Raw genomic sequence first — 23178 nt, forward strand, 5'->3', positions numbered from 1 at the left:
TCACGGTTTACGCCCCACAATCGCGTAGAACCCGGCCAGTTCGGGTTCGTCCGGCACGTCCGATGGCGACTCCGGCCGCCACTCCGGGGTGAACACCAGGCCCGGTTCGACGATGTCGAAATCGCCGAGGAACGAGGTGATCTCCGCGCTGGTCCGGGTGGTGACCCGGTTGGCGCGCTGGTTGTACAGGTCGCGCACGGCGTGCACCTGCGGCGGCTGCCGCTCCTCGGTGCCCTGGGACAGCGCCAGGAAGCTGCCCGGCGCGAGCACGTCCCGGTAGCGGGCCATGAACTCGGCCGGCTGGTCGACATCAGGCACGAAGTGCAGCAGGGCCACCATCAGCAGCGCCACCGGCTGGTCGAAGTCGATCAGCGACCGGGTCTCCGGGGCGTTGAGGATAGACTCCGGATCGCGCACGTCGGCGTGCAGGATGATCGCGGAGTCGTTGTCCTTCAACATCAACTCGCTGTGCGCGACCGCGACCGGCTCGTTGTCCACGTAGACCACCCGCGCGTCCGGGTAGGCGGCCTGGGCGATCTCGTGCACGTTGCCGGTGGTGGGCAGGCCGGAGCCGATGTCGAGGAACTGCCGCACGCCGTGGCCGAGGATGTGCTGCACCGCGCGGCGCAGGAAGGAGCGGTTCTGCCTGCACACCATCGGCATGGTGGGCGCGACGGCGAGCAGCTGCTGGGCGAAGGCGCGGTCGACCGCGAAGTTGTAGCTCCCGCCGAGGAAGTAGTCATAGACCCGGGCCGCGGACGGTTTGGAGACGTCGACTTCCTTCGGCACCCAGCTCAGCCGCTGCTCCACGGCTCACCTTCCCTGCCCTGGTGACCGACCGGAACCGAGTGCGCCCGGTCCGTAGCGGTGAGTGTACTGACCGGAACGGTCCAGGCCATTCGTTCACACGATGGTCACCCCTTCGCCCCTACCAGAGGACTGTCGCGGCAGGTCAGGTTGGCGGTATGAACGCTGTTTCCCGCCGCCGGGTGCTCACCGCCGGCGCCGCCACCCTTGGCGCCGCCGCACTCGGCTCGTTGTTGCCGCCTTCCGTGCACCGCGCACTGGCCCTGCCGGCCCCGACCGGAGGACTGCGCGACCTGCGCCACGTCGTGGTGCTCATGCAGGAGAACCGGGCCTTCGACCACTACTACGGCACCCTGCGCGGGGTGCGTGGTTTCGGCGACCGCAACGCCCTGGAACTGCCCGGTGGCGCCTCGGTGTTCGCCCAGCCCAGGGCGGGTGGCGAGCCGGTGCTGCCGTTCTCGGTGCGGCAGGCGGCCAAGGACGCCCAGCGACCGGGCGCGGCCGTGCACTACATCGGCGACCTGGACCACGACTGGGACGGCGGGCACAAGGCCTGGGGCCAGGGCAGGCTGGACGGCTGGATCGGCGCGAAGTCCCCGGCCACCATGGCCTACTACGACCGCACCGACATCCCGTTCCACCACGAGCTGGCCGACACCTTCACCCTGTGCGACGCCTACCACTGCTCGGTCTTCGGCGCGACCAACCCGAACCGGATGTACCTGATGACCGGCACGGTCGGGTTCGAGCCGCCGCCGAACCAGACGCGCCGTTCGGTGCGCAACTGGGCCTACGCCGAGGACACACACGCGGGTTATGACTGGACCACCTACCCGGAGCGGTTGCAGCGGGCCGGGCGGAGCTGGAAGGTCTACCAGGAGTTCGACAACTTCCAGGACAACGCGCTGGAGTTCTTCGCCCGCTTCAAGGCCATCGCCCGCAAGGCACTCGCGCCCGCAGGCGACTTCAAGAGCCTGGACACCTTCTACGGCAAGGTCCGCGACGCCGAACCCGTTGAGCGGCAACGACTTCTCGACCTGCTGGCCAAGGGCGTGGCCACCCTGACCGGCGAGGAGCGCGCGCTGTACGACCGCGGCCTGCACCGGGTACCCACCGGCGGACTGGCCGCCGACCTGCGCGCCGACATCGCCGCCGGGACACTGCCCCAGGTGTCCTACCTGGTGCCCTCGGCCCTGGACTCCGAACACCCCGGCGCGTCCTCCCCGGCGGCCAGCGCGGGCATCACCTACCAGGTGCTGGACGCACTCGCCTCGGACCCGGAGGTCTGGCGGCACACCGCGCTGATCATCAACTACGACGAGAACGACGGCTACTTCGACCACGTGCCCCCGCCCGTCCCACCGCCCGGCACCCCGGACGAGTACGTGGACGGCCTGCCCATCGGCCTGGGCTTCCGGGTGCCTGCCACCATCGTCTCGCCGTGGACGGTCGGCGGCTACGTCAACTCCCAGGTCTTCGACCACACCTCGGTACTGCGTTTCCTGGAAGGCTGGCTGGGCGTGCGCGAGCCCAACATCAGCGCCTGGCGCCGCACCGTGGCAGGCGACCTGACCTCGGCCTTCGACTTCCACGGCCGCCGCCCCGGCAAGGTCCCGGTCGAACCGGCGCAAACCCCACCCGCCCTCTCCCGCTGGCGCCCGACCCCACCGGCCAAGGCCGCCATGCCGGCCCCCGAACCCGGCGCCCGCCCAGCCCGAGCCCTGCCCTACCAGCCCGACGCCTCCGCCACCCTGGACACCACCCGCACCCACCTGCTGCTGCGCCTGCGCAACTCAGGCCAGTCCAGCACCCACCTGTCCCTGCACGCCTACGCAGGCGAGTTCCCCGTGCCAAGGCACTACGACGTGGCAGGAGCCAAGAACGACGCAGTCCCCCTCCCCGGCCCCAACTACCGCCTGACCCTGTTGGGCCCCAACGGTTTCCGCCGCGAGTTCGGCGGCACCAAGGACAGCCCCGCCGAGGTCGAGACCGAGATCGCCAGCACCGCCCGCCTACTCCGCCTGACCCTGCGCAACACCGGCGCCACCCCGTTGACCTTCGACGTCGGCGGCCGCAAGGTCCAGGTCGGCCCCCACACCAACCGCACCGTGCACCACTCCACCGCAGCCACCCAAGGCTGGTACGACCTCACCATCCGAGTCCAAGGCAACGACCCCTTCCACCGCCGCTTGTCAGGCCACATCGAGAACAACCGCGACAGCATCAGCGGCTAACAACCTCGCGTACAACAACGGCCAACACACCGTCCCAGAACGGCCAACACGCCGACGAGGGTTTCAACCCTCAACCCTCCGCGCGTGTTGGCCGTTGTCGTACCCAGTGTTGGCCGTTCTGGGACGGCACGTTGGCCGTTCTTGTACGCCTTAGGCGATTGCGACCGGGCGAAGCCCGAACACCAGCAGCCGGGGTGGCTTTTCAACACACCCCGAGCGGGTCCCCCATCCCCGTCAGCCTGGAGAGGACACACCACATCCCAGCCAGCGGCCGCTGCAACACAAACCGCCGCCCGGCCAACCCAACGTGACGGCGGTCGCTGGCTGGGATGTGGTTTGGTATCGGAGGGCTGACGGGGATGGGGGAACCGTACGAGCACTGCTCTTCTTCTCTGCCCTTGTTCTTGATTTCCCCCCCATCCTTTGATTTCTGCCCGTCCGGCGAGGACGCTCTTGATCTTTGTTCGGGTACCTCAGCAACAGAGGCCAAGAGCGAAAAAGGATGGCCTCGCCGGCCGGGCAGACCACCGGAGGGGGTGGACAAGTCAAGAGCCGGGCAAGCAGGTTGCGGGGCTGGGTTTGTGCTGCCGGGGCCGGACCCAGCGTGGCTCCGAGGGCTCGCGTGTTCTCCGCACGGCCTTCCGCAAGCCAACCACACCCCGAGGAGCGGCCCCCGTCACGTTGGGTGGGCCGGGCGGCGGCAGGTTGCAGGGGCCGCTCCTCGGGGCGCGGTCAGCAAGCTCCAGGCCGTACGGAGAACACGCGAGAACCCTCGTCGTGGGGTTTACCCCCAACCCCAAACCCCGCCCCGTCCCACAACGGCCAACGACCCGTACAAGAACGGCCAACACTCCGTACAAGAACGGCCAACACGCGGGGGGATTGGGTTCAGCCGGTGGCTTCGTCCAGGGTGCTGAGGGTGGCTACTACCTGGTCGAGGAAGGCGTCTACCTCGTCGACGTTGTAGCCGCGGCGGCCCAGTGGTGGCTTGCTGAAGGTGACCTCGTCGACGTCGCGGGCGGTGACTGAGTCGGCGCCGCGCAGGGTGGCCTCGACGCGGTCGAGGAAGGCGTCCACCTCGCCCTCGTCGTAGCCGCGGCGGAGCAGCGAGGAAGTGCTGAACTCCACGTTGCGGACATCGGTCGGGGTGAGTCCCCGGTCGTTCATGGCAGTCCTCCCCGGGTGGGTGACCGCCGCAGTATCACGCCGGGCCGGGGTGTGTGCGGGCTCAGTGGGTCAGGCGTCACCCGTCGGGGTACCCGCTGTCCCCGGAGCGAGTGTGACGCGGATCCCCGCGAGCACCACGTCCAGCTTGTTGCCGAACCAGACGTCCTGATCTTCGACCATGGCCTGGAAGGCGATCCGGCGCAGATCGGTGTCCAGCTCGGGGTCCGGGAAGGAGTCCTGGATCCGCTGGCCCACCGCCTCCGGGCCCAGTCGCCGGGTGTCCACCGCGGTCACCGCGGACTCGTCCACCATGTCGATCACCACATCGGTGGCCAGTAACGCCGCCTCGGCCGGGAAACCCAGGCTGATCAGGTGCCGGATCACCGGCAGGGAGCGGGCGCCGAAGGGGTCGGTTGACCAGGACAGGCCAGCCACCGCCTGCCGGATGCCCGGGTACTCGGTGAAGATCCGCCAGCGCACCCATGCCTCGCCGCGCAGCAGCTGGTCCCAGTCCGGGCCGAGTTCGGGCTGGGGCGCGCGGTCGGCGACCCGTTCCACCGCGGCCCGCACCAGATCGTCCCGGTCGGTGACGTGCCGGTACAACGCCGCGTGGGTGGCGCTGAGTCGCTGGGCCACCGCGGTGACCGTGACCTCCTCGAAACCGACACCCAGGACCGCCTCGGCGATGAGGTCCCGGCTCAACCGGGGGGCGGGACCCGGTCGGCGTCGGCCGCCCTCCGGCGGAGAAGTAGTCACGATCAAGAACCTACCCGCTCAGCGGGGGTGTCACGCTGAGGCAGAAGACGCAAAGCCTCCAGCGCGAGGTGTAACTCGCTCAAGGCTTTCGGGCTGGTCAGCGACAGTCCGGTGAGGTCCTCCAGCCTGCGCAACCGATACCGGACCGTGTTCCGGTGGCAATGCAGCTCGGCGGCCGCGGCACTGGTCGCGCCGTCGTGGCCGAGCCAGACCCGCAGTGTGGCCAGCAGCAGCTCCCGGTCCCGCGCGGGCAGCTCCAGCACCGGGCCGAGCGCGGCCTGGGCCACCGCGCGGGCCGCCTCCGGGGCACTGGCCAGCAGGATCGGCACCGGCTCCCGGTCGTGCCTGAGCACCCCCGGTCCGTGCGGGCCGACCGCGGCGCGGGCCAGTCCGGCGGCGTGCCTGGCGGCCGGGGTGGCCTCGATCTGGTGGTACTCCGCGCTCACCCCGACCCTGGCCCTGGTGTGCCCGGCCAGGTGCGCGCACAACTGCTCCACCGAACCACTGGGCGGCAACAGCACGATGCCCGCCTGGGCGTCGATCTCCTGTCGCCACACCGAGATCGTGCCGCGCAGCCGCAGCCGTTCCTCGATCCGGGGCAGCGCGTGCGTGTCCGCGACCACCACCAGGAACCGCCCGGCCGCGGGCAGCCGGAGGTCCGCGGCGCAGTCCAGCAGGGACCGCCCGGCCGCGGACTTGCCCGCGAACAACGCCTCCAGCAGGGCCGAGCGGACCTCGGTGTCGGTGCGCGCCCGGTCCTCGCTGGCCAGCCGGTGGCCCTCGGCGAGCGCGGCGGAGTAGGTGTCGATGAAGGTCCACAGCGTGGTCGCGGCGGCCAGCACCGCACGCTGGTCGCCCAGGTCCGAGCCTGCCGCGCTGACGAAGGTCTCCCACATGAACTGCCCGCCGATGCGGTAGCTGCGCAGCGTCGCCTCCACCGGGAAACCCTGCTCGGCGCGGCGGTGCCCCAGCACCCGCGCGGCGTCCGTGCCGCTCCAGGACGGGCTCTCCACATCGCGCAGGCCCTGCAACAGGTTGGCCTCGCACTCGGCGACCAGGTCGGCGAAGCTGACCAGCCGGTCGTCCTGGTAGGCGGGCACCTCGGTGCGGATCCGGGTGGCCAGGGCGAGCGCGAGCCCAGGCACCTGACCGGTCAGCTGCCTGGCCAGCCTGCGCACCGCGCCCGGGAAACTCGGGGTAGTCACCGCCGTCGCACCGCCCAACCTCGTCGTTGTGCGCGAGCACAAACGAGGACGGGTCAAGGCTGTGCTCGCACCCATTCCACCACAGCGTGACCACGATCACGATTGGTCCGGGGCCACCCTGTTCACGGAAGGGACACCTGGTGTCGATGAGGACGTTGCGTGCCCTGGTCTTTGCCCTGGTCACAGCCTTGACGGTGCTGGTGGTGGGCGCTGGTGCGGCCGCTGCCGCGGTACCGCCGACCGAACCCGGATCGCCGCCCGGAGCCAACAACTGGGCATGTAAGCCGAGCAAGGCCCACCCCGAACCGGTGGTGCTCGCGCATGGCGCCAGCGCGAACATGACCGTGAACTGGCTGACGCTGTCCCCACAGCTCAAGGCCAGGGGCTACTGCGTGTTCGCGCTGACCTACGGGGTGCCTGCCGGGACCCCGTTCCCGATCAACCAGATCGGTGGCCGGCTGCCGATGGAGCAGAGCGCGCAGGAGTTCGGCGCGTTCGTGGACCGGGTGCTCAAGCACACCGGGGCGCGCAAGGTCGACATCGTCGGGCACTCCGAGGGCAGCCTGATGCCCAACCACTACGTGAAGTTCCTCGGCGGCAAGGACAAGGTCAACCGCTACGTCGCGCTGACCCCGCTGTGGAACGGCACCGAACTGCTGGCCCTGCCCAGGCTGCTCGACTTCGCCCGCAAGCTCGGCCTCGGCCCGGTCATCGACGGCATCATGGGGCCGGTGTTCCCCTCCGCGCTGCAGTTCCTCAACGGCTCGGACTTCCTCAAGAAGCTCAACCAGGACGGCGTCGCGGTGCCAGGGGTCAGCTACACCAACGTGATGACCCGCTACGACGAGGCGGTCTGGCCGCACACCAGCGGTTGGATGCACGCGCCCAACGCGAAGAACTACGTGCTGCAGGACCTGTGCCCGTTCAACCTCTCCGAGCACATCCTGGTCGCGGTGGACCCGCTGGTCGCCCAGCTGGTGTTCAACGCGCTGGATCCGGCGCACGCCAAGCCGATCCGCTGCTGACCTGAGCACCGCGACCCACCCTCCATTGTGGACGGTGGGTCGCGGTGTGCTCAGCCTGCCAGGAACCGCCGGATCAGCTTGGCCACCTCGGCCGGGTGCTGGGTGACCATGGCGTGCGAGCTGCCGATCCGCTCGACCTGCACGTGCCACACATCGTCGAGTGCGGCCAGATCCCGTTCCAGGCCACGGCGGAACGCCTCGGCCAGTTCCGGGAACTGTTGCTGCGCCGGCAGGTTCTCGGTGGCCACGACCACCAGCAGCGGGGACTGGGCGGCCAGGCAGGCGCCGATGTGGTCCTCCTCCAGAGCCGCCCTGGCCTCGGCGATGATCTGTGCCAGCGGTCCGGTGACCGCGGCCGCGTGCCCGTCGAAGAGCACCCGCAACCGCTCGATCTCCTTGTCCCGCAAGGCGGGGTCCAGCCCGGGGTAGTTCTCCGGCGCGGTCAGGAAACCACGCAGGCCGTCCAGGTTCACCGCGCCAGGGCAGCCTGGCCGCCCGGCCCAGCGGGTGGCCACCATGCCGCCCAGCGACATGCCGACCACCGCCGGGTCGCCCAGGTCCAGCGCGGTGATCACCGCCTCGACGTCGGCCAGTGCCGCCGCCCAGCTCCACGGCCCGACCCCGGAACCGTCGTGCCCGCGCAGGTCCATCAGGACCACCCGGTGGGTCGCGGTCAGTTCCGGGAGCAGCGGATCCCAGTGCGCCATCGACCCGCCGAGTCCGTGCAACAGCAGCAGTGGCGGGCCGTCCCCGCCGTGGTCCCGCACCGCCAGCGGCACCGGACCGGACTCGACCACCAGCTCCATCACGTTGTCCCCCATGCGAATCCGTCCTTTCTGGTGAGTAGCCGGATGCGGACGGACTCGGTGCGCACGCCACCGTCGGGATGCCGGTCGAGCTTGTGCCGGTTGACCAGGTCGTGCACGCCCTGCCGGGTGACGCCGAGCATCGCCCCGGCCACCGAGTACGGCACCGCCTCGGCGGCCGGGTGTCCGACCCGGCGCGCCACGACCTGGCCCAACGGCGTCTGCCACCACTCCAGCGGCGGGTCGAACGGCTCATCGCCCGGGTAGAACGCGCTGATCAGCCGGGCCACCGCGTGCGTGGCCAGCCGTTCATCGCGCCCGAGCAGTTGTGCCGCCTGGGTTTCCACCGCGGCCCGCAGGTAGGTGCGCACCGTGGTCAGCGGATCCGCTGACTGGAGCAGGATTTCCAGCGGGTCGAGCAGCCGCTGCTCGCTCAGCCGCAGCAGCTGCGCGACGAGGGCGGTGTGGAAGGACGTCGGGACGGACATCGAGTACCTCCGCTTGCTACTTGACGGCAAACGTAAAGTACTTGACGTCAGGCGTCAAGTGGTCGGCGGTGCGTCAGAACGCCTGCCGCCGGGTCACCTGGAACGCGCTGATCAGCCAGTCCCCGCCGGTGCGCACCAGTACCGCGGTGGTCACCGAGTCGCGCTCGGGTGCGGGGGAGTCGGCCTCGGGCAGCGTGCTGCCGCCGGAGTTGACCACCACCGCGACCTCCGGGCCGAGGAACTTCACCGCGGGCGGCTCGGCCGCACCGGACCCGCCGCCGAGCTTGACCCCCTTGAGCGGACCGGCGAACAGCTTGGCGTGCCCCGCTTCCAGCTCGGCGCGGCCACGGATGTGCAAGCCGTGGAAGGTGACGTAGTCGACGTCCTCGGTGAACTGGGCGGCGTAGGCGGTGGCGTCGCCGTTGTTCCAGGCCTGGACCAGACGCTGGAAAACCCTGCTGATGTCGGACATGCGGATGCTCCTTGTGTGTTGGAAGATCCGCGTGGCGCCCCGGCTATCCTGGGTTCGCGTTACCGGAACGCGGGAGCCGCCACGCGGTGCTCGCGAGCCACTTCTCGGCGCGGTGTTGGCGCACCGCGCCGAGAAGCTCGTCAGTCCACTTCGGACTGGACGTCTGTGGTGGGCCCGAACGGCGGCAGCTGACCCGGTTGCGCACCCCGTGCGTGCCAGTCGCGCCACCAGTCCGCGCCCTCGATGGTGTTCGCCCGGATGCTCTCGGCCACCCCGCGCACCCAGCGCTGCTCGGCCTCGATCATGGTCACCCGGTACTCCAGTTCGATCCAGGCCAGCGCGGGCAAGCCCTGCTCCCGCAACATGGCCATCACCGCGCGCAGCCCGTCGGCCTGCTCGGCCAGGGTGTCCGCGCGCTGGCCGAGCAGCCGCTCGGCCTCCTCCGGCGGCAGGATGCCGAGCAGCGACACGCCGGCCTCGAACCGCGGATATTCCTTGTGCGGCACCGAGATCAGCTCGCGCAGCCAGTCGTTCAGCTCGGTCAGCCCGGCCGCGGCCAGCCGGTAGCGGGTGCGTTCCGGCCTGCGCCCGTCCCGCTCGGCCTCCACCACCTCGATCAGGCCGTGCTTGGTCAGCGATTCGACCACCGTGTACAGCGTGCCCCAGTTGAGCTTGACGCTCTCGTCCTTGTGCCGCTCGCGCAGCGTGGTGGCCATCTCGTAGGGGTGCATCTCGCGTTCCCAGAGCAGTGACAGCAGTGCCAGTGCCAGCGGGTTCGAGCGGCGGTACCTGGTGGCCATCTGTACTCCGTTCCGATTACTCGTTTCCGAATATACGGAGACGGAGGTCCCCTGGCAACCGGGACCCGCTCCCGCCGGGGGAGGAGCCGGGTCCCCTCCCGGCGGGAGGTGCCTGGCGGGTGCGCTGACCAGGCTGGATCACGTGGATCTCCGATACTGGCTGGGCAGCGCGGTGGACCAGGCGCGGGACTGGGCGGCCGGGTTCGGCCCGGTCACCCCGCACCCGGCGAACGCGGTCAGCGACGCCGACTTCGGCCGTGCCTTCGCCGAGTTCGGCGAGCGGATGCGGGACAACTACCCGTTCTTCCACCCGCGCTACGCCGCGCAGATGGTCAAGCCGCCACACCCGGCCGCGATCACCGGCTACCTGGCCGCGATGCTGCTCAACCCGAACAACCACGCCCTGGACGGCGGCCCGGCCACCGCCCGGATGGAACGCGAGGTGATCGCCCAGCTGGCCGGGATGTTCGGGCTGCCCACCCACCTCGGTCACCTGACCACCAGCGGCACCATCGCCAACCTGGAAGCGCTGTTCGTGGCCAGGGAAACCCACCCCGGCAAGCCGGTGCTGCACAGCGCGGAGGCGCACTACACGCACGGCCGGATGTGCCAGGTGCTCGGCATGCCCAGCGAACCGGTGCCGGTGGACGGCCTGGGCCGGATGGACATGGTCGCGCTGGAACGCAGGCTGCGCCGGGGTGATGTCGGCACCGTGGTGCTCACCCCCGGCACCACCGGACTCGGCGCGGTGGACCCGATCCACGAAGCCGTGGCGCTGAAGCAGAAGTACGGCGTCCGGATCCACGTGGACGCGGCCTACGGCGGGTTCTTCGCGCTGCTGGCGGGGGAGCTGGGCGTGCCGGCCGAACCCTTCGCCGCGATCCGGCACTGCGATTCGGTGACCGTGGACCCGCACAAACACGGCCTGCAGCCCTACGGTTGCGGCGCGGTCCTGTTCGCCGACCCGCGGGTCGGCCGCTTCTACCGGCACGACTCGCCCTACACCTACTTCACCTCCGACGAACTGCACCTGGGTGAGATCTCCCTGGAATGCAGCCGGGCCGGCGCCGCGGCCGCCGCACTGTGGCTGACGCTGAAGGTGTTGCCACTGACCAGATCCGGCCTCGGCGAGGTGGTCGCGGCCGGACGCCGGGCCGCCCTGCACTGGGCCGAGCTGATCGAGAAGTCCGCGGAACTGGCGCTGTATCAGCCGCCGGAACTGGACATCCTCACCTACTTCCCGCAGCGCGACTCACTGTCCGAAGTGGACGGAGCATCGGCGCGGGCACTGGCCGCGGGCATGGCCGATCCGGCCGACCCGGTCTACCTCAGCACCCTGCGTGTGCCCGCCGCCGAACTCGGCCGCCGCCACCCCGGCCTGCGTGCGGATGCCGCCTGCGCCCGGGTGCTGCGCAGCGTGCTGCTCAAACCCGAGGCGGAGCCGTGTGTGGACCGGCTGCACCGGCGGGTCACCGAACTCGTACGGCAACGGGAGGACACATGATCACCACCACCCTGGACCGCCTGGTGCGCAAGGGCACCCCGGCCGACGTCCCGACGCTGACCCGGCTGCTCGCCGAGTCCTTCGCCGCGGACCCGCTGGCCGAGTGGATCTTCCCGGACCCCCGGCAACGGGCCGCGCAACTGCCGCGGATGTTCCGGGTGTTCCTGGATCTGTCCCTGGCCAACCACGGCGTCTACACCACCGTCGACCTGGACTCGGTGCTGCTCACCCTGCCGCCGGGCGCCACCGAGCTGACCGCGTTCCAGCAGGCCGAACTGGACCGCCGGTTCACCGCCGCGCTTGGCCCGGACGCGGCCAAGGTGCGCGCCATCGGCCGGCTCCAGGACGCCGCGCACCCGCAGGACCAGCCGCACTGCTACTTCAGCTTTGCCTGTGTGGCACCGGATCTCCAGCACACCGGCCGCGGCAGGCAACTCGCCCCGTACGTGATCGACCGCTGCGACCGGCTCGGCCTGCCGATCTACCTGGAGGCCAGCTCACCCGGTGGCGCGGCCGCGGCCCGGCTGCTCGGCTTCACCGCGCACGGCCAGGACATCCGGCTGCCCGAGGGTCCCAGCCTGCGCCCGATGTGGCGCGCGCCCAGGACAGTCCGATGACCCCGCGACTGTGGACCGCGAGCGAGATCGAGGCCGGGTCACCACCGGCCGCCGACCTGCCGCCGCTGGCCCGGATCCTGCGCTGGGCCAAGGAGTTCCTGGTGCCCGGCCACCCCGATCTCGGCCGCACCGGCCCGGTCTGCCCGTACACCCGCCCCGCGCTGCGCCGGGACCTGTTCCACCTCGGCCTCGGCGGCTCCGGCGACCTGCGCGAGACCCTCACCGGCCTGCGCGCCGCCTACACCGCAACTCTGTCCACAATGGACTCATCAGATGCCGAGCTGCTCACCTACGTGCTCGTGCTGCCCGCGGCCGATCCGGACGAGATCGACACGGTGCAACGGGAACTCAAGTCCAGGTTCGTCGCCGACGGCCTGATGCTCGGCCAGTTCCACCCGCACTGCGCCGAACCCGGCCTGTGGAACCAGGAGTTCCGTCCGCTGCGCTCGCCGTTGCCGCTACTGGCCATCCGGCGGCTGCTCCCGGTCGACCTGCCGTTCCTGCTGGCCGAACCCGGTCAGCTGGACGCCTACCTGGCCCGGTTCGCCCCGGGCATCCCGGCGCGGTTGCGAGCCCAGCTCATCTTTCGCTGAACCGCGACCGGGGACTTTTCCGTTGTCCGGTCCTGACCAGGCAGTGACGACGAAGGAGAACGGCATGCCTCTGTTCGGCAGCGGTGGACGGCACCGGAAGACGGCGACCATCGGCGCGGCCGCGGTGCTCGGCGTGGCGGCGCTGACCGGCGGCGCGATCGCGATCAGCACCGGCACCGGTGAGGCGGCGGAGTCCTGCGCGGGCCTGGACACCGCGCTGCGCAACAACCTCAGCTTCATCCAGGGCCAGCAGCGCAACCCGGACGCGCTCTCCACCGCGCGCATCGCCAACCGGCAGGCGGTGGTCGACCTGATCCAGCAACGCCGTCAGACCGCGGGCTGCACCGCCGCGGTCAGCCCGGAAAACCCCGGCCAGGGCGGAAACGCGGCCCCGCCACCCAGCAGTGCGCCAGCCCCGGCCCCCGGCGGCGGCGCGGGCGAGGTGGTCTGCCGCGGCAACACGGTCACCCTCTCCGCCGAGGGCGGCACACCTGGCGCGACCAGCAACCAATTCCCGGTCGGCACCCTGCTCAAGGTGACCAACCTGGACAACAACAAGTCCACCACGGTGCCGGTGACCGGCCCCTCCGGGAGTTGCGTGCTGCTCAACAGCAGTGCCTTCGAGCAGGTCAGGGAGCCCGGCAAGTTCCTGATCCGGCGAGTGGTCATCACCCGCGTGCGCTGAGCCGACTACAGCGGAGTCCGGCCCGCCTGCGCAGGGAGCAGGCGGGCCGGACGGTCCACTAAGGACAGATCACACCGAGCCGACGTACTGGCCGATCCAGCTGCGGAAGTAGGGCACGTCCACGTAGATCGACGGGCCGGTGGCGCAGCGCGGGTCGCCGTTGCCGGACCGGCTGGTCGCGCCAACCAGCTGCCACGCCCCACCAACCTGCTTGACCTGCGGACCACCCGAGTCGCCGTAGCAGGCGCCCTGGTTGCCACCGGGGTTGTTGGTGCAGATCTCAGCGGCCGCGTTCATCCCGTTGGTGCACCGGTTGTCCGCGACGATCGAGGTGTTCAGCTCCTTCAGGTAGGTAGCCGCCCCCGACCCACTCGCGTTGGTCGCACCCCAGCCGATGATCCGGGTGGCGGTGCCGACGGCGCCGGAGGTCGAGGCCAGCGGCACGGTCGCCTGGCTGACCGGCGAGGCCAGCTCCAGCAGCGCCAGGTCGGCGGAGGAGTGCCGCAGCACCCGCTTCACCGCGGCGGTGCTACCACCCTGGTTGCGGTACAGCGACCCCACCCGCACCTGCCGCGGCGCGGTGTTGGTGCAGTGCTTGGCGGTCACCACCCAGGTCGGCTTGATCAGCGACCCACCACAACCAGTGTCCAGCGACACCATGAACGAGTAGGTCTGGGTCGCGTTGCCGCCACCCACGATCAGCGGCGACACGTCCTCGCTCGGCGCCGGAGCGGCCGAGGCGGAACCGGCCAGACCGGTCACGGCGGCGGCCGCGGCAACGAACAGACTTACCGCGATACGACGAATCCTCATGGGAAAGCGCTCCTTCCCGTCCACCGGTCACCCGCGAAGCAGGGGGGCGGGGACCGTTAATCGGACGGTGGTGTTCGGGCTTCGCACAGAGAATCCGCCACGGGGCGCGGGTGAGGGAAGGGCCGGAATTTCACACGCAGGAGAGTGAAACGGTCCCTACTTTTGGCCGGGGCCGGACGGGGTGTGGGTGACTCAGTATGTCGGGCCGCGCAGGCTCAGGCGGACTCGTGGTAGACCCGCCTGGCGATCTCCTCGACCTGTTCGACGGTGAGCGCCGGGGCGACGGGCGCACGGAGTGCCTCGGTGAGCAAGCGTCGTACCAGCGCTGATGTGGGGATGTGTTCGGCATCCGCTCGGGCCTTCAGCTCAGCCACCAACGAGGCCGGCACACGCAGGGAGAGGGCGGCCTGCTGGTTCTCCGCGGACTCCGCGGCGATGGCTTCAGCCTCTTCGGCCGCGATCTCCTCGCGCAATCGCGCGTGCCGCACTCGCCGCTCGCGCTTCACCGGATCCGGTTCTGTCTCAGCCGAGGCCCGCTTGTCCGCGATTTCCTGGCGGATGGCGACCAGGGCCTCGTCCTGGGTGGTCTTGTCCGTCATGACCTGCCGTCCCCTTCCCGTCGATCGCCCAGATACTCCCGCAGATCGGCCCCGCTCGTCTTCCACGCCGTGACCCCGGAGTGATCCTCCGGATCGATGATCACGGTCAGCACGAACCCGGCCGACAGCGAGTAGCCGAGGACCCGGGTGTGACCGCTTCGGCTCTTCGGGTCGGGTTCGCGGGTGATCCGATGCGGATCGGCTGCTGCCTCCAGCGTCCAGGCGGGTTCGATGTCGGTGGCTCCCGGATAGCGAAGGGAGCGCTGGCGAATGTGCTCCGCATCCTCATCATCCCACCACAGCCCGATGGTCACAACATACATTGTCACACATCTGCACACGCGTGCGGTTGGTCAGGTCTGCTGGCCTTCACTGCCTGCCGAGCGATCCGCTCGACCTCTTCAATGGTGACAAGCGGGGTCTCGGGCGCTTATTTCAGCTGGTAGACCACATTCTAGAGTCTCAGCGTGACGACTCGGTTGCTCTACGTCGATGACTCCGGAGCGGACGCCAGCCGCTGGGCGGTCTACGGATGGGTCGAGATGAACATCGCCGACTGGCGACCGGCCCTGCGGGCGTGGCTGGATTGGCGGCAACACCTGTACGAGACGATCGGCCTGCCTGCCAGCTACGAACTGCACGCCACGAAATTCGTCAATGGTCGTGGCAGGCCGACCAACACCGACTGGGACCTGCGCAAGGCCAACCGCTCGGCAGTCATGGTCGAAACGCTGACCACCCTCGCGGCGCTGCCGGGTGTCCGGGTCGGGGCTGTGTGCCGCCGAAGTGGACACCACACCCACGCCGCGGACAAGGCAGCGCTGTACGCCGATCTGGTTACCGCGCTTGACCGGAGACTGACTGAGAACGACGAGTATGGGCTGATCACCATGGACGGCGACGGCACCGATCCGTCCTACCGAAGTGCCCACCGCAACCTAAAACTGGCCACCCGCCGGATTGTCGAGGACCCGGCGTTCCAGGGATCACACATCAGCCAGCTCATGCAGATCGCGGATCTGGTGGCCTACTCGGCCTACATGCAGGTCCTGCGTCACCCGGCCAAGCAGTTGATGTGGGGCTGGTACCCCGACCTGCTGGGCGGTGTCTGCATGGTGGGCGGTCAGCCGCTGTTGCTGGAACCCTAGAAAAGAAGCTGGACCCGCTTCTCCACGTGAGTGGGACGGGTCCGCACGTTCACAATAGCACCTGCTGTCTCTGGCTGCCAGCGGTGGATCATGCCTTGCTCGCCCCACGCAGCTTCGCCTTCAGCGCCCGCCGAGCCACCGGCCCCAGGTTGTCCACCACCTCGGCCAGCACCGCCAACTGCTCCAACGCCGCCAACCCATCCTCCGCCCCCCGAGGATCCGCCGCCGCCCACAACTCGATCCCGATGAAACTCGCCGCCACCGCCCGCGCCAGCCCCCGCGGCTCAGCCAGTTCGCCGATCGGGGACGCGGCCAGGATGCGGTGCAGGACGAGTTCGATCTCGGCGACCCACAGGGCCAGGGCGGTGCGGGTGGCTTCGGCGAGTTTGGGGTCGCCCTGGGCGCCTGCCAGCATCTGGGCCAGGACGGTGACGTTGCCTGCGGCGCGTTCCTCGTGTTGCAGGGCTCGGCCCAGGTTCAGGAGGTCGCGCAGGTTGTCGGTGTTGGCGAAGCGGTCTTGGTAGGCCGCTACCCGGTTCTGGGTGGAGACCAGGCAGGCCGCGCCGAGCAGCTCGTCCACGCTGCCGAAGTGGTAGAAGATCAGCGCCTGGTTGACGCCCGCGGTGTTCGCGATGGAGCGCGCCGACACGCCGCTGATGCCCTGGGCGCGGATCGTCTCGATCGCGCCGTCCATCAGCCGCCTGCGGGTCTCCGCGGTGCGGGCGTCCTTAGTCACGCAGTTCCTCCCGGTAGGGCCGGACGGTCGCCGGCACCCGAGCCGCCGCGGTGTCCCAGTACCGGGCGGTGAACCTGCCGCGGTAACCGAACAGCGGGCCAGCCCAGCGACTGGACACCCGCACCTCGATCCGGAACTCCGCGGCCTGCTCGTCATACCACTCGCGGACCTCGGCGTGCGCGAGCAGCGCCCGGGGTACCCGCAGGTCCAGCAGGCCCTCGCGCAGCCGCTGCTCGCCGCTGCGGATCAGCAACCCGCCGCGGGAGTCCACCGACAGGTCGAGGTCGACCGCCACGTGCTGGTGGGTGCCAAGGTAGTCGACCACGCAGCCGCGTCGCGCGCTGTGCACCATGGTGGCGTCGAAGCGGCGGCGTAACCCGTTGCCCAGTTCGAAGGTGCGGACGAAGGTCACCGTGTCGCGGCCGAAATCGTCCAGGTAGGCGTAGTTCTCGATCACGAACGGCACGTTCCTGCCGGTCTCCGGGAACAGGATGTTGCGGGCCGCGCCCAGCCGCAGGAACGGCACGGTGAAGGTGGACCCGCGCCAGATCTCCTCCATCACGCCCTCGCCGACGCAGGCCACGCCGTCGGCGCTGCCGAAGCCGAAGCGGCGCTGCAGTTCCGGGTGCAGGCGGTCGAAATCCGCGCCCAGCGCGGTGCGGAAGATCGAATCGGTCTTGTTCAGGGTGGTGGTCATGGCAGCTCCAGGCGGGACAGGGTGGCCGGGACAGTGGCGGCGAGGGCGTCGGGTGGGCGGCGCAGGCAGCGGCGGGCGGCCGGGACGCCGGGGGCGGGTGGTGCGAGCAGCGCGAGCAACGCGGTGGCCAGCGCGGTCGGCCAGGGGGTGAGCAGCAGGGTGGCGATGATCAGCAGCAGCCGGACGGCGAGGTCGGACAGGGCCCGGCGCAGGGCGGTCTCGGGGTTGATCCCCTCCTCCAGCCACAGCCGCAGCCGGTCGAAGGACCAGGCCGTCGCCCAGCCCATCAGCGGCCGGAACACCAGGTCGGCCAACGGGCCCAGGCGACCCCAGCCGGGGCGGTAGTCGTAGCCGGTGATGAAGCGGACGCCGCCGGGGCCGGGCCGGTAGCGCCAGTACCCGGAACCGGCGCGGATCAGCGAGAGCGGGTGGTCGGAGGCGAAGCGCAGCGCCGAGGTGCTCGAGGCGTCCGGGGTGCGGCGCTCGCCGACGCTGATCCCGACCCCGGCCACGCCGAAGGTGGCGTAGCGGAAGCGCTGGGGCTCGCCAGGCGCAGGTGGCAGGTACTCGATGCGGCGGAAACGCAGGTCCCAGCGCTGGTGCTGGGCCGGGTCCTGGGTGCGTGCCCACAGCGCCGCCGGGTCGGCCCTGATCCGGGTTTCGACGTAGATCCGCATGTCACCCTCACTGTTGAGCGGTTGCTCAAATCGATGGGCGCAGCGTAACCGTTCTTGAGCACTCGCTCAAGTGGCTAGCCGGTGATCCAGCGGATGCCGTAGTTGCCCGCGACCGGGTCCGGCACCACCAGGTGCGCGGTGTGGTACTGCCCGATCCACAGCTGCTGCTCGCCGGCGGGCTCGCCGTCCGGGCGGAGGTAGCCGAGGCAGTCGGCGGGCACGGCGCTCGGGTCGAAGTGCACCTGGAGCAGGTAGTCCTTGGCGCCCTGGGGCAGTCGCCGCTCGTGGTGATCGGCAGGCGCGTCGCCGGTGAAGGTCAGCTCGTAGTCCAGCACCGCGGTCTCGCCCTCGGCCAGCGGGCGCTCCAGCAGCAGCTCGGCCAGCAGTATCCCGGCGGTGGGATCGGTGCGGACGCGGCCGATCCGGCAGCCCGCGGTGTCGTGCAGGGTCGGTAGCGGCTGGTCAAGGCGTTCGCCGTGGTAGTAGACAAAACCGCGGGTCACGCCGTCCCGCTTGGCCCGCACCACCTCGCGCACCCGCAGCAGCCGGTGCGCGAAATCCGGGCCAAGGTGGTAGTTCTCCTGCACCAGCAGGCGTTCCAGCCGCGGCTGCCGGGTCCGGCGGCGCAGCATGGCCAGGTCGGTGCGTGGATCGGCCGGATCCTCATCGGCCAGCAGCGCGCCCAGCGAACCGGGCGGCAGGCCGAGCACGCTCTCCAGCGCGGCGATCTCGCTGTCGCCGTCGGGGGCCGTGCCACTACATCGCCAGTCACTGAGCGTGTTCAGGTCAAGACGCGAACCGCGGGCGATCAGCTCGCGCTGGATGTGCTCCAGGGTCAGTTCGCTGCGCTGGATGGCCAGATCCAGCGCCCGTCCGAACGGACCGTCGGCGAGAGCCCCGGCGAGTGGATCAACACTGTTGCTGAAGTCCTTGTCCGAGAACGGATCCCGTTCGGACCGACCCGATGCGGCCGCCATGTTCCCCTCCCTCCGGCGAGGGCGAGACTACCTGCCGAAAGGCAACCTTCTTGCCCTCTCGGAAAGACTGGTGCGACGTCACCGAGTACGCGTTCAGTTAACAGATTTCGTCACAGATTTTGGCCACCGGATCGGGGGACGGCGATGGTCGTGACGACCAGCCCCTCGGCCACCAGCCAGCGCCCGGAAAAGCCCTCGACCGGACCGGGAACAAGCAGGTCAGCCTGGAAGGAACCGGCCGAAGGATCCACGGTGAGCCGGGCCTCCTCGAAGCCCAGCCAGCGCCGGGCGAGCGGGAACCAAGCCTTGTAGACCGACTCCTTCGCACTGAACAACAACCGGTCCCAGTGAACTCCTGGCTCACTCCGGGACAACGTGCTCAGCCAGTCCCGCTCCTCGGGCAGCGACACCGCGTCCAGCACGCCCTCGGGCAGTGGCGCGTGCGGTTCGGCGTCGATCCCGATGGTCTGGACCGCGGTGTCCTCGGCCACCGCGGCGGCCCGGTAACCGTCACAGTGCGTCATGCTGCCGACGATCCCGCCCGGCCAGATCGGCGCCCCGCGCTCCCCGCGCAACAGCGGGGTGGCCGGACGGCCCAGTTCGGCCAGCGCGCGCCGGGCGCAGTGCCGGACCGTGGTGAACTCGCGCCGCCGCTTCTCCACCGAACGGCCCAGCAGGGCCTCCTCCTCGGCGAAGAGCACGGCCTCCGGCGGGTCCCCGAACGCCTCGGCGACCGCGATGTCCGGCAGCAGGATCTTCTCAAGCACGACATCAAAGTACCTGAGCTGCAAGAACTCCGGCGCTTGACCTCAACCTAAGTGGAGGTTGTTGGCTGATGGCATGACAACTTCGATCCCCGCCACCAACCGCCTCAAGATCGCCGTCATCATCAGCAGCACCCGCGAGGGCCGGCTCGGCCCCGCGGTGGCGCACTGGTTCCTCGGCGAGGCCGCCACCAACCACGAGGTCGAGCTGGACCTGGTCGACCTGGCCGACGGCGTGGCAGGCTTCGCCGCCCGGATCGCCGACGCGGACGCCTTCGTGATCGTCACCCCCGAGTACAACCACGGCTACCCAGCCCCGCTCAAGGAGGCGATTGACGCCTCCTACGGCGAATGGCGGGCCAAACCGGTCGCCTTCGTCTCCTACGGCGGCATGTCCGGCGGCCTGCGCGCGGTGGAGCAGCTGCGCCAGGTGCTGGCCGAGATGCACGCGACCACGGTGCGGGACACCGTGAGCTTCCACTCCGTCTACGAGAAGTTCGACGCCAACGGCCCGCTGGCCGAGTTCGAGCACAGCGCGGCCGCGGCCAAGGTCCTGCTGGACCAGCTCGTCTGGTGGGCCGACGCCCTGCGCGAGGCCCGGATCAAGCGGCCCTACGCGGCCTGAGTCCACCGGCGGAGAGTCCACGGGATGCGGTCTGGAGGTCCGCATCCCGTGGACATCCACGAGGTGGCGGGTTACCGTTTCCGAGTCAGTTTGAGAGCGCTCTCACGCCGCCGCCACGGTGTCCTCAACCGTGCGGAGGTGTTGCTTTGCGAGTCCGTCGGAGTTCCCGCGAGACCACCGGAACCGTGGTCACCGTGCTCGTGGTGGTGACCGGTCTGCTGCTCGGTGGGCTGGTGCTGACCAGCCCGCGCACTGACGCCGCCATCCCGACCGTCGATCACAGCTCGCACGGCATCCGGCCGGATCCTGGCCAGGAGACCGCGTTGCTGGCCCAGGCCGCCGCGCCGGTGCGTGGCTCGGAGTTCCGGGCGGACTGCGTGAGCAGCCACCGCGCCGGGGACGATCCGATCGTCTACCCGAACCAGCCGGGGGTCTCGCACATCCACGAGTTCTTCGGCAACCGCACCGCCAACGCCCGCTCCACCCTGCAATCCCTGGCCGCGGGCACCACCAACTGCGATCCGAAGGTGGACCTGTCCTCCTACTGGACGCCGACGCTGTACCAGAACGGGCAGCCGGTGCCGCCGGAGCGGGTCACCGTGTACTACCAGGGCATCACCGAACCGCAGCGGGCCGTGCCGCCACCGCTGGGCCTGCGGTACGTGGTCGGCAACGCGCTGGCCAAGACCGCCGCGGAGAACCCGCACGCGCGCTGGTCCTGCCTGGGCGCGTCCGAGTCCAGCCGGGACTTCCTGATCTGCCCGCCGGGCTCGAAACTCCAGACCTACCTGGACTTCCCGACCTGCTGGGACGGCGTCCGGCTGGACAGCCCGAACCACCGCGACCACGTGATCTACGCGCCCGGCGGGCTCGGCGGCACCTGCCCGGCCAGTCATCCCACGCCGATCCCCCGGGTGCAGTTCCTGATCACCTACCCGGTCAACGGCGGCGGGCTCAGTCTGGCGGGCACGATCAACGGGGTGAACCTGACCACCGCCCGCGGGTTCACCTTCCACGGCGACTTCTTCAACGCCTGGCAAGGTCCTGAGCTGCAACGACGAGTCCGGGACTGCATCAACGCCGGGTACATCTGCGGGAACGACGGCAGGCCGATCCAGCAGTGACTTGACCCTGCCCCAGGGGCAGGCCCGCACGCTGTCCCCATCGAGAAGGGGGACAGCGTGCGGGTGTTCGGGGCGTTGTGGCTGGGTCTGCGGGGCAGGCGAGCGGTGCCCGCGGGGGCGCGGACCATCGGGTACGCGGGTGGGCTGACCCTGCCGCTGGTGATCATGGTGGTGCTGGCGGTGGTCGAGATCGCCGCGGGCGAACTGCTGGTGCCCTGGTGGTGGCTCCGGTTGGTGCTGCTGGTGCCCGGGGTCTACGGACTGCTGTGGGTGCTGGGTTTCCTGGCCTCGACCCGGGTCTACCCGCACGCGGTCGGACCGGCGGAGTTGCTGCTGCGGTTCGCCTGCCTGACCGAGGTGGCGGTGCCGTTGGGCAAGGTCGGCGCGGTGCGCAAGGAACTGTGCGGCAGGCACGAGCAGTCGATCGAGGTCGAGGCGGGCACGTTGTCCTTCGCGGTGCTCGGCACGACCGGGGTGGTGGTCGAGCTGACCGAGCCGCACGAGGTCGACCTCGGCAAGCGCGGGCGGCACCTGATCGAGCGGATCCGGCTGTACGCCGACGATCCGGCCGCGGCGGTGACCATCCTGAGCGGTGCCCGGCTACCGTGAGGATCGTGTTGACCGTCGGGGAGTTGGCCCAGCTCGCGGGCACCACGGTGAAGGCGGTGCGGCACTACCACGCGCACGGCCTGCTGCCCGAGCCCGAACGGGACCACTCGGGTTACCGGCGCTACGGCTCGGCCGCGCTGGTCAAGCTGCTGCGGATCCGGCGGCTGCGCGAACTGGGCCTGTCCGTGCCGCGGATCAGGGAGCTGCTCGACGAGGGCCCGGCCACCGTGCGCGCGGCCCTGGACGAGCTGGACCGGGACCTGGCCCAGCGGCAACGCGAGATCAGCAGGCAGCGCAAGAAGATCGCCGAACTGCGTGCCTCCACCGCCGATCTCGACCTGCCCGAACCGGTGGCAGGCATGTTCGACCGGCTCGCGCTGACCGAGGCCGGGATCTCCGACCGGATGCAGGACCTGGAACAGAGCGCGGTGCTGCTGCTGCACGCCCTGGCCCCCGAGCACACCGACCGGATGGCCGAATTCTCCCGGCAGGTGTGGGTGGACCAGCGCGAACTCGCCCAGCGGGTGGCCACCCGGTTCCAGGCGCTGACCGACGTCCCGGCGGATGCGCCGGAGGTCGAGGAACTCGTCGCGGACATGGCCGCGCTGGCCGTCGTGGGGGAGTGGCACACCGTCGCCGAGCAGCCAGGCCACCGGCGCGGGGCCGCGTTGCTGGCCGACTACCTCAAGGGGTTCTCCGCGGCCCAGCGCCGGGTGATCACGCTGCTGGGGGAGCGGTTGTCCGCACCCGGTCGAGCACCTGGGTGACGATCAGCACCACTCCGGCGATGATCACGTTCTGCAGTGCGGCCTGCAGGCCGTTCCACTGCTTGGACTGCCACATGCAGAACCACTCGCCGCCGACCGCGATGAACCCACCGCCGAAGAGCAGCAGCATCATGGCCAGCCCCAGGCTGCCGATCCGCCGCGCCACCTCGGTGGATGACCGCAACCAGCTCACCGTCGCGATGATCAGCACCACCGCGGTCGCCGCCTCCCACGCGATGATCAGCACGTAGGCGATGTTCACCAGCGCCGGACTGGTGATCGCCCGCCACATGGTGTTCGGCGACTTGAACGTGGTGTCCATCGCGAACACGTGCTGCACGAAGGCGTGGTTGGTGCCGAAGTCGGTGAGGTTGTTGAAGACCACGAGGGTCAGGTAGAGCGCGGTGACACCGGTCAGCACCGCGCCCACGGTGCGCGGCCCACCCAGTCCGATCAGCAAACGCATGCGGCGGACTCTAGACG

The 23178-nt window shown here is 70.1% G+C and carries 28 protein-coding genes; 11 read left to right on the forward strand and 17 right to left on the reverse strand.

The annotated features are described in order from the left end of the window. Positions 1-810 (reverse strand): SAM-dependent methyltransferase, encoded by an 810-nt coding sequence (locus HNR67_RS11680; RefSeq protein WP_185002056.1) that lies wholly within the window; start codon positions 808-810, stop codon positions 1-3. Between the two features lie 155 nt (positions 811-965). Here HNR67_RS11680 and HNR67_RS11685 point away from each other — a divergent pair, with 155 nt between their 5' ends. Then, the gene (locus HNR67_RS11685) at positions 966-3041 is read left to right on the forward strand and encodes a phosphocholine-specific phospholipase C (RefSeq protein ID WP_185002057.1); all 2076 of its coding nucleotides are present in this window, start codon (positions 966-968) and stop codon (positions 3039-3041) included. A gap of 888 nt (positions 3042-3929) precedes the next feature. Here HNR67_RS11685 and HNR67_RS45600 read toward each other — a convergent pair. The 3 genes from HNR67_RS45600 to HNR67_RS11700 all read right to left on the reverse strand — a co-directional run bounded on the left by HNR67_RS45600 (position 3930) and on the right by HNR67_RS11700 (position 6169). Further along, complete coding sequence (locus HNR67_RS45600; protein WP_185002058.1) at positions 3930-4208, reverse strand: DivIVA domain-containing protein; 279 nt, start codon at positions 4206-4208, stop codon at positions 3930-3932. A 69-nt stretch (positions 4209-4277) separates the two neighbouring features. Further along, the gene (locus tag HNR67_RS11695) at positions 4278-4964 is read right to left on the reverse strand and encodes a TetR/AcrR family transcriptional regulator (protein ID WP_185002059.1); all 687 of its coding nucleotides are present in this window, start codon (positions 4962-4964) and stop codon (positions 4278-4280) included. Positions 4965-4966: 2 nt separating this feature from the next. Further along, on the reverse strand, positions 4967-6169 hold the full coding sequence (locus HNR67_RS11700; RefSeq protein ID WP_185002060.1) for a PucR family transcriptional regulator: 1203 nt from the start codon (positions 6167-6169) through the stop codon (positions 4967-4969). A gap of 146 nt (positions 6170-6315) precedes the next feature. On the opposite strand from HNR67_RS11700, the gene HNR67_RS11705 reads away from it, so the two are divergent. Further along, positions 6316-7194, forward strand: coding sequence for a lipase family alpha/beta hydrolase (locus HNR67_RS11705; protein WP_185010513.1), 879 nt, complete (start codon positions 6316-6318; stop codon positions 7192-7194). 50 nt (positions 7195-7244) lie between these two features. Here HNR67_RS11705 and HNR67_RS11710 read toward each other — a convergent pair whose 3' ends face one another. The 4 genes from HNR67_RS11710 to HNR67_RS11725 all read right to left on the reverse strand — a co-directional run bounded on the left by HNR67_RS11710 (position 7245) and on the right by HNR67_RS11725 (position 9760). Further along, entirely contained in the window at positions 7245-8015 is a 771-nt protein-coding gene (locus HNR67_RS11710; protein WP_185002061.1) for an alpha/beta fold hydrolase, read from the reverse strand. Continuing rightward, positions 8000-8488 carry an acyl-CoA-like ligand-binding transcription factor gene (locus tag HNR67_RS11715; protein ID WP_185002062.1) on the reverse strand — a complete coding sequence of 163 codons (489 nt, stop codon included), beginning with the start codon at positions 8486-8488 and terminating at the stop codon, positions 8000-8002. Before HNR67_RS11715 ends, HNR67_RS11710 begins: the two co-directional genes overlap by 16 nt. 73 nt (positions 8489-8561) lie before the next feature. Further along, complete coding sequence (locus tag HNR67_RS11720) at positions 8562-8960, reverse strand: SgcJ/EcaC family oxidoreductase (protein ID WP_185002063.1); 399 nt, start codon at positions 8958-8960, stop codon at positions 8562-8564. A 140-nt stretch (positions 8961-9100) separates the two neighbouring features. Beyond that, positions 9101-9760: a PadR family transcriptional regulator gene (locus tag HNR67_RS11725; protein WP_185002064.1), complete on the reverse strand. Its 660-nt coding sequence runs from the start codon at positions 9758-9760 to the stop codon at positions 9101-9103. Positions 9761-9902: 142 nt separating this feature from the next. Here HNR67_RS11725 and HNR67_RS11730 point away from each other — a divergent pair, with 142 nt between their 5' ends. The 4 genes from HNR67_RS11730 (at position 9903) to HNR67_RS11745 (ending at position 13159) form a co-directional block, all read left to right on the forward strand. After that, positions 9903-11264: a pyridoxal phosphate-dependent decarboxylase family protein gene (locus tag HNR67_RS11730; protein ID WP_185002065.1), complete on the forward strand. Its 1362-nt coding sequence runs from the start codon at positions 9903-9905 to the stop codon at positions 11262-11264. Then, entirely contained in the window at positions 11261-11881 is a 621-nt protein-coding gene (locus tag HNR67_RS11735; RefSeq protein ID WP_185002066.1) for a hypothetical protein, read from the forward strand. The genes HNR67_RS11730 and HNR67_RS11735 overlap by 4 nt, the downstream gene beginning before the upstream one ends. Then, on the forward strand, positions 11878-12474 hold the full coding sequence (locus HNR67_RS11740; protein ID WP_185002067.1) for a DUF6875 domain-containing protein: 597 nt from the start codon (positions 11878-11880) through the stop codon (positions 12472-12474). Before HNR67_RS11735 ends, HNR67_RS11740 begins: the two co-directional genes overlap by 4 nt. Positions 12475-12538: 64 nt before the next feature. Next, positions 12539-13159: a hypothetical protein gene (locus tag HNR67_RS11745; RefSeq protein ID WP_185002068.1), complete on the forward strand. Its 621-nt coding sequence runs from the start codon at positions 12539-12541 to the stop codon at positions 13157-13159. Positions 13160-13228: 69 nt separating this feature from the next. Here the strand turns inward: HNR67_RS11745 and HNR67_RS11750 are convergent, their stop codons facing one another. The 3 genes from HNR67_RS11750 to HNR67_RS11760 all read right to left on the reverse strand — a co-directional run bounded on the left by HNR67_RS11750 (position 13229) and on the right by HNR67_RS11760 (position 14885). Next, positions 13229-13972 carry a S1 family peptidase gene (locus HNR67_RS11750; protein WP_185002069.1) on the reverse strand — a complete coding sequence of 248 codons (744 nt, stop codon included), beginning with the start codon at positions 13970-13972 and terminating at the stop codon, positions 13229-13231. Positions 13973-14187: 215 nt separating this feature from the next. Beyond that, entirely contained in the window at positions 14188-14571 is a 384-nt protein-coding gene (locus HNR67_RS11755) for a ribbon-helix-helix protein, CopG family (RefSeq protein WP_185002070.1), read from the reverse strand. Beyond that, on the reverse strand, positions 14568-14885 hold the full coding sequence (locus HNR67_RS11760; protein WP_185002071.1) for a hypothetical protein: 318 nt from the start codon (positions 14883-14885) through the stop codon (positions 14568-14570). The genes HNR67_RS11755 and HNR67_RS11760 overlap by 4 nt, the downstream gene beginning before the upstream one ends. 153 nt (positions 14886-15038) lie before the next feature. Here HNR67_RS11760 and HNR67_RS11765 point away from each other — a divergent pair, with 153 nt between their 5' ends. After that, on the forward strand, positions 15039-15719 hold the full coding sequence (locus HNR67_RS11765; protein WP_185002072.1) for a DUF3800 domain-containing protein: 681 nt from the start codon (positions 15039-15041) through the stop codon (positions 15717-15719). 88 nt (positions 15720-15807) lie between these two features. Here HNR67_RS11765 and HNR67_RS11770 read toward each other — a convergent pair whose 3' ends face one another. The 5 genes from HNR67_RS11770 to HNR67_RS11790 form a co-directional block, all read right to left on the reverse strand. Beyond that, a complete protein-coding gene (locus HNR67_RS11770) occupies positions 15808-16455 on the reverse strand; it encodes a TetR/AcrR family transcriptional regulator (RefSeq protein ID WP_312987032.1) in 648 nt (215 codons plus the stop codon). Further along, positions 16448-17152, reverse strand: coding sequence for a DUF4166 domain-containing protein (locus HNR67_RS11775; protein ID WP_185002073.1), 705 nt, complete (start codon positions 17150-17152; stop codon positions 16448-16450). Before HNR67_RS11775 ends, HNR67_RS11770 begins: the two co-directional genes overlap by 8 nt. Continuing rightward, positions 17149-17829: an SRPBCC family protein gene (locus HNR67_RS11780; protein WP_185002074.1), complete on the reverse strand. Its 681-nt coding sequence runs from the start codon at positions 17827-17829 to the stop codon at positions 17149-17151. The genes HNR67_RS11775 and HNR67_RS11780 overlap by 4 nt, the downstream gene beginning before the upstream one ends. Before the next feature lie 74 nt (positions 17830-17903). Continuing rightward, the gene (locus tag HNR67_RS11785) at positions 17904-18806 is read right to left on the reverse strand and encodes a hypothetical protein (protein ID WP_185002075.1); all 903 of its coding nucleotides are present in this window, start codon (positions 18804-18806) and stop codon (positions 17904-17906) included. A gap of 110 nt (positions 18807-18916) precedes the next feature. Further along, positions 18917-19573: a 4'-phosphopantetheinyl transferase family protein gene (locus tag HNR67_RS11790; RefSeq protein WP_185002076.1), complete on the reverse strand. Its 657-nt coding sequence runs from the start codon at positions 19571-19573 to the stop codon at positions 18917-18919. A 73-nt stretch (positions 19574-19646) separates the two neighbouring features. On the opposite strand from HNR67_RS11790, the gene HNR67_RS11795 reads away from it, so the two are divergent. The 4 genes from HNR67_RS11795 to HNR67_RS11810 all read left to right on the forward strand — a co-directional run bounded on the left by HNR67_RS11795 (position 19647) and on the right by HNR67_RS11810 (position 22695). Then, complete coding sequence (locus HNR67_RS11795) at positions 19647-20195, forward strand: NADPH-dependent FMN reductase (RefSeq protein ID WP_185002077.1); 549 nt, start codon at positions 19647-19649, stop codon at positions 20193-20195. 146 nt (positions 20196-20341) lie between these two features. Further along, positions 20342-21319, forward strand: coding sequence for a DUF1996 domain-containing protein (locus HNR67_RS11800; protein ID WP_185002078.1), 978 nt, complete (start codon positions 20342-20344; stop codon positions 21317-21319). A gap of 57 nt (positions 21320-21376) precedes the next feature. Next, a complete protein-coding gene (locus HNR67_RS11805; RefSeq protein WP_185002079.1) occupies positions 21377-21928 on the forward strand; it encodes a hypothetical protein in 552 nt (183 codons plus the stop codon). 5 nt (positions 21929-21933) lie between these two features. Further along, the gene (locus HNR67_RS11810) at positions 21934-22695 is read left to right on the forward strand and encodes a MerR family transcriptional regulator (protein ID WP_185002080.1); all 762 of its coding nucleotides are present in this window, start codon (positions 21934-21936) and stop codon (positions 22693-22695) included. Here the strand turns inward: HNR67_RS11810 and HNR67_RS11815 are convergent. Further along, positions 22646-23161, reverse strand: coding sequence for a DUF2165 domain-containing protein (locus HNR67_RS11815; protein ID WP_185002081.1), 516 nt, complete (start codon positions 23159-23161; stop codon positions 22646-22648). The two genes, HNR67_RS11810 and HNR67_RS11815, sit on opposite strands and share 50 nt — an antisense overlap. Positions 23162-23178: the final 17 nt, after the last annotated feature.

Source organism: Crossiella cryophila, from assembly GCF_014204915.1.
Lineage (GTDB): Bacteria > Actinomycetota > Actinomycetes > Mycobacteriales > Pseudonocardiaceae > Crossiella > Crossiella cryophila.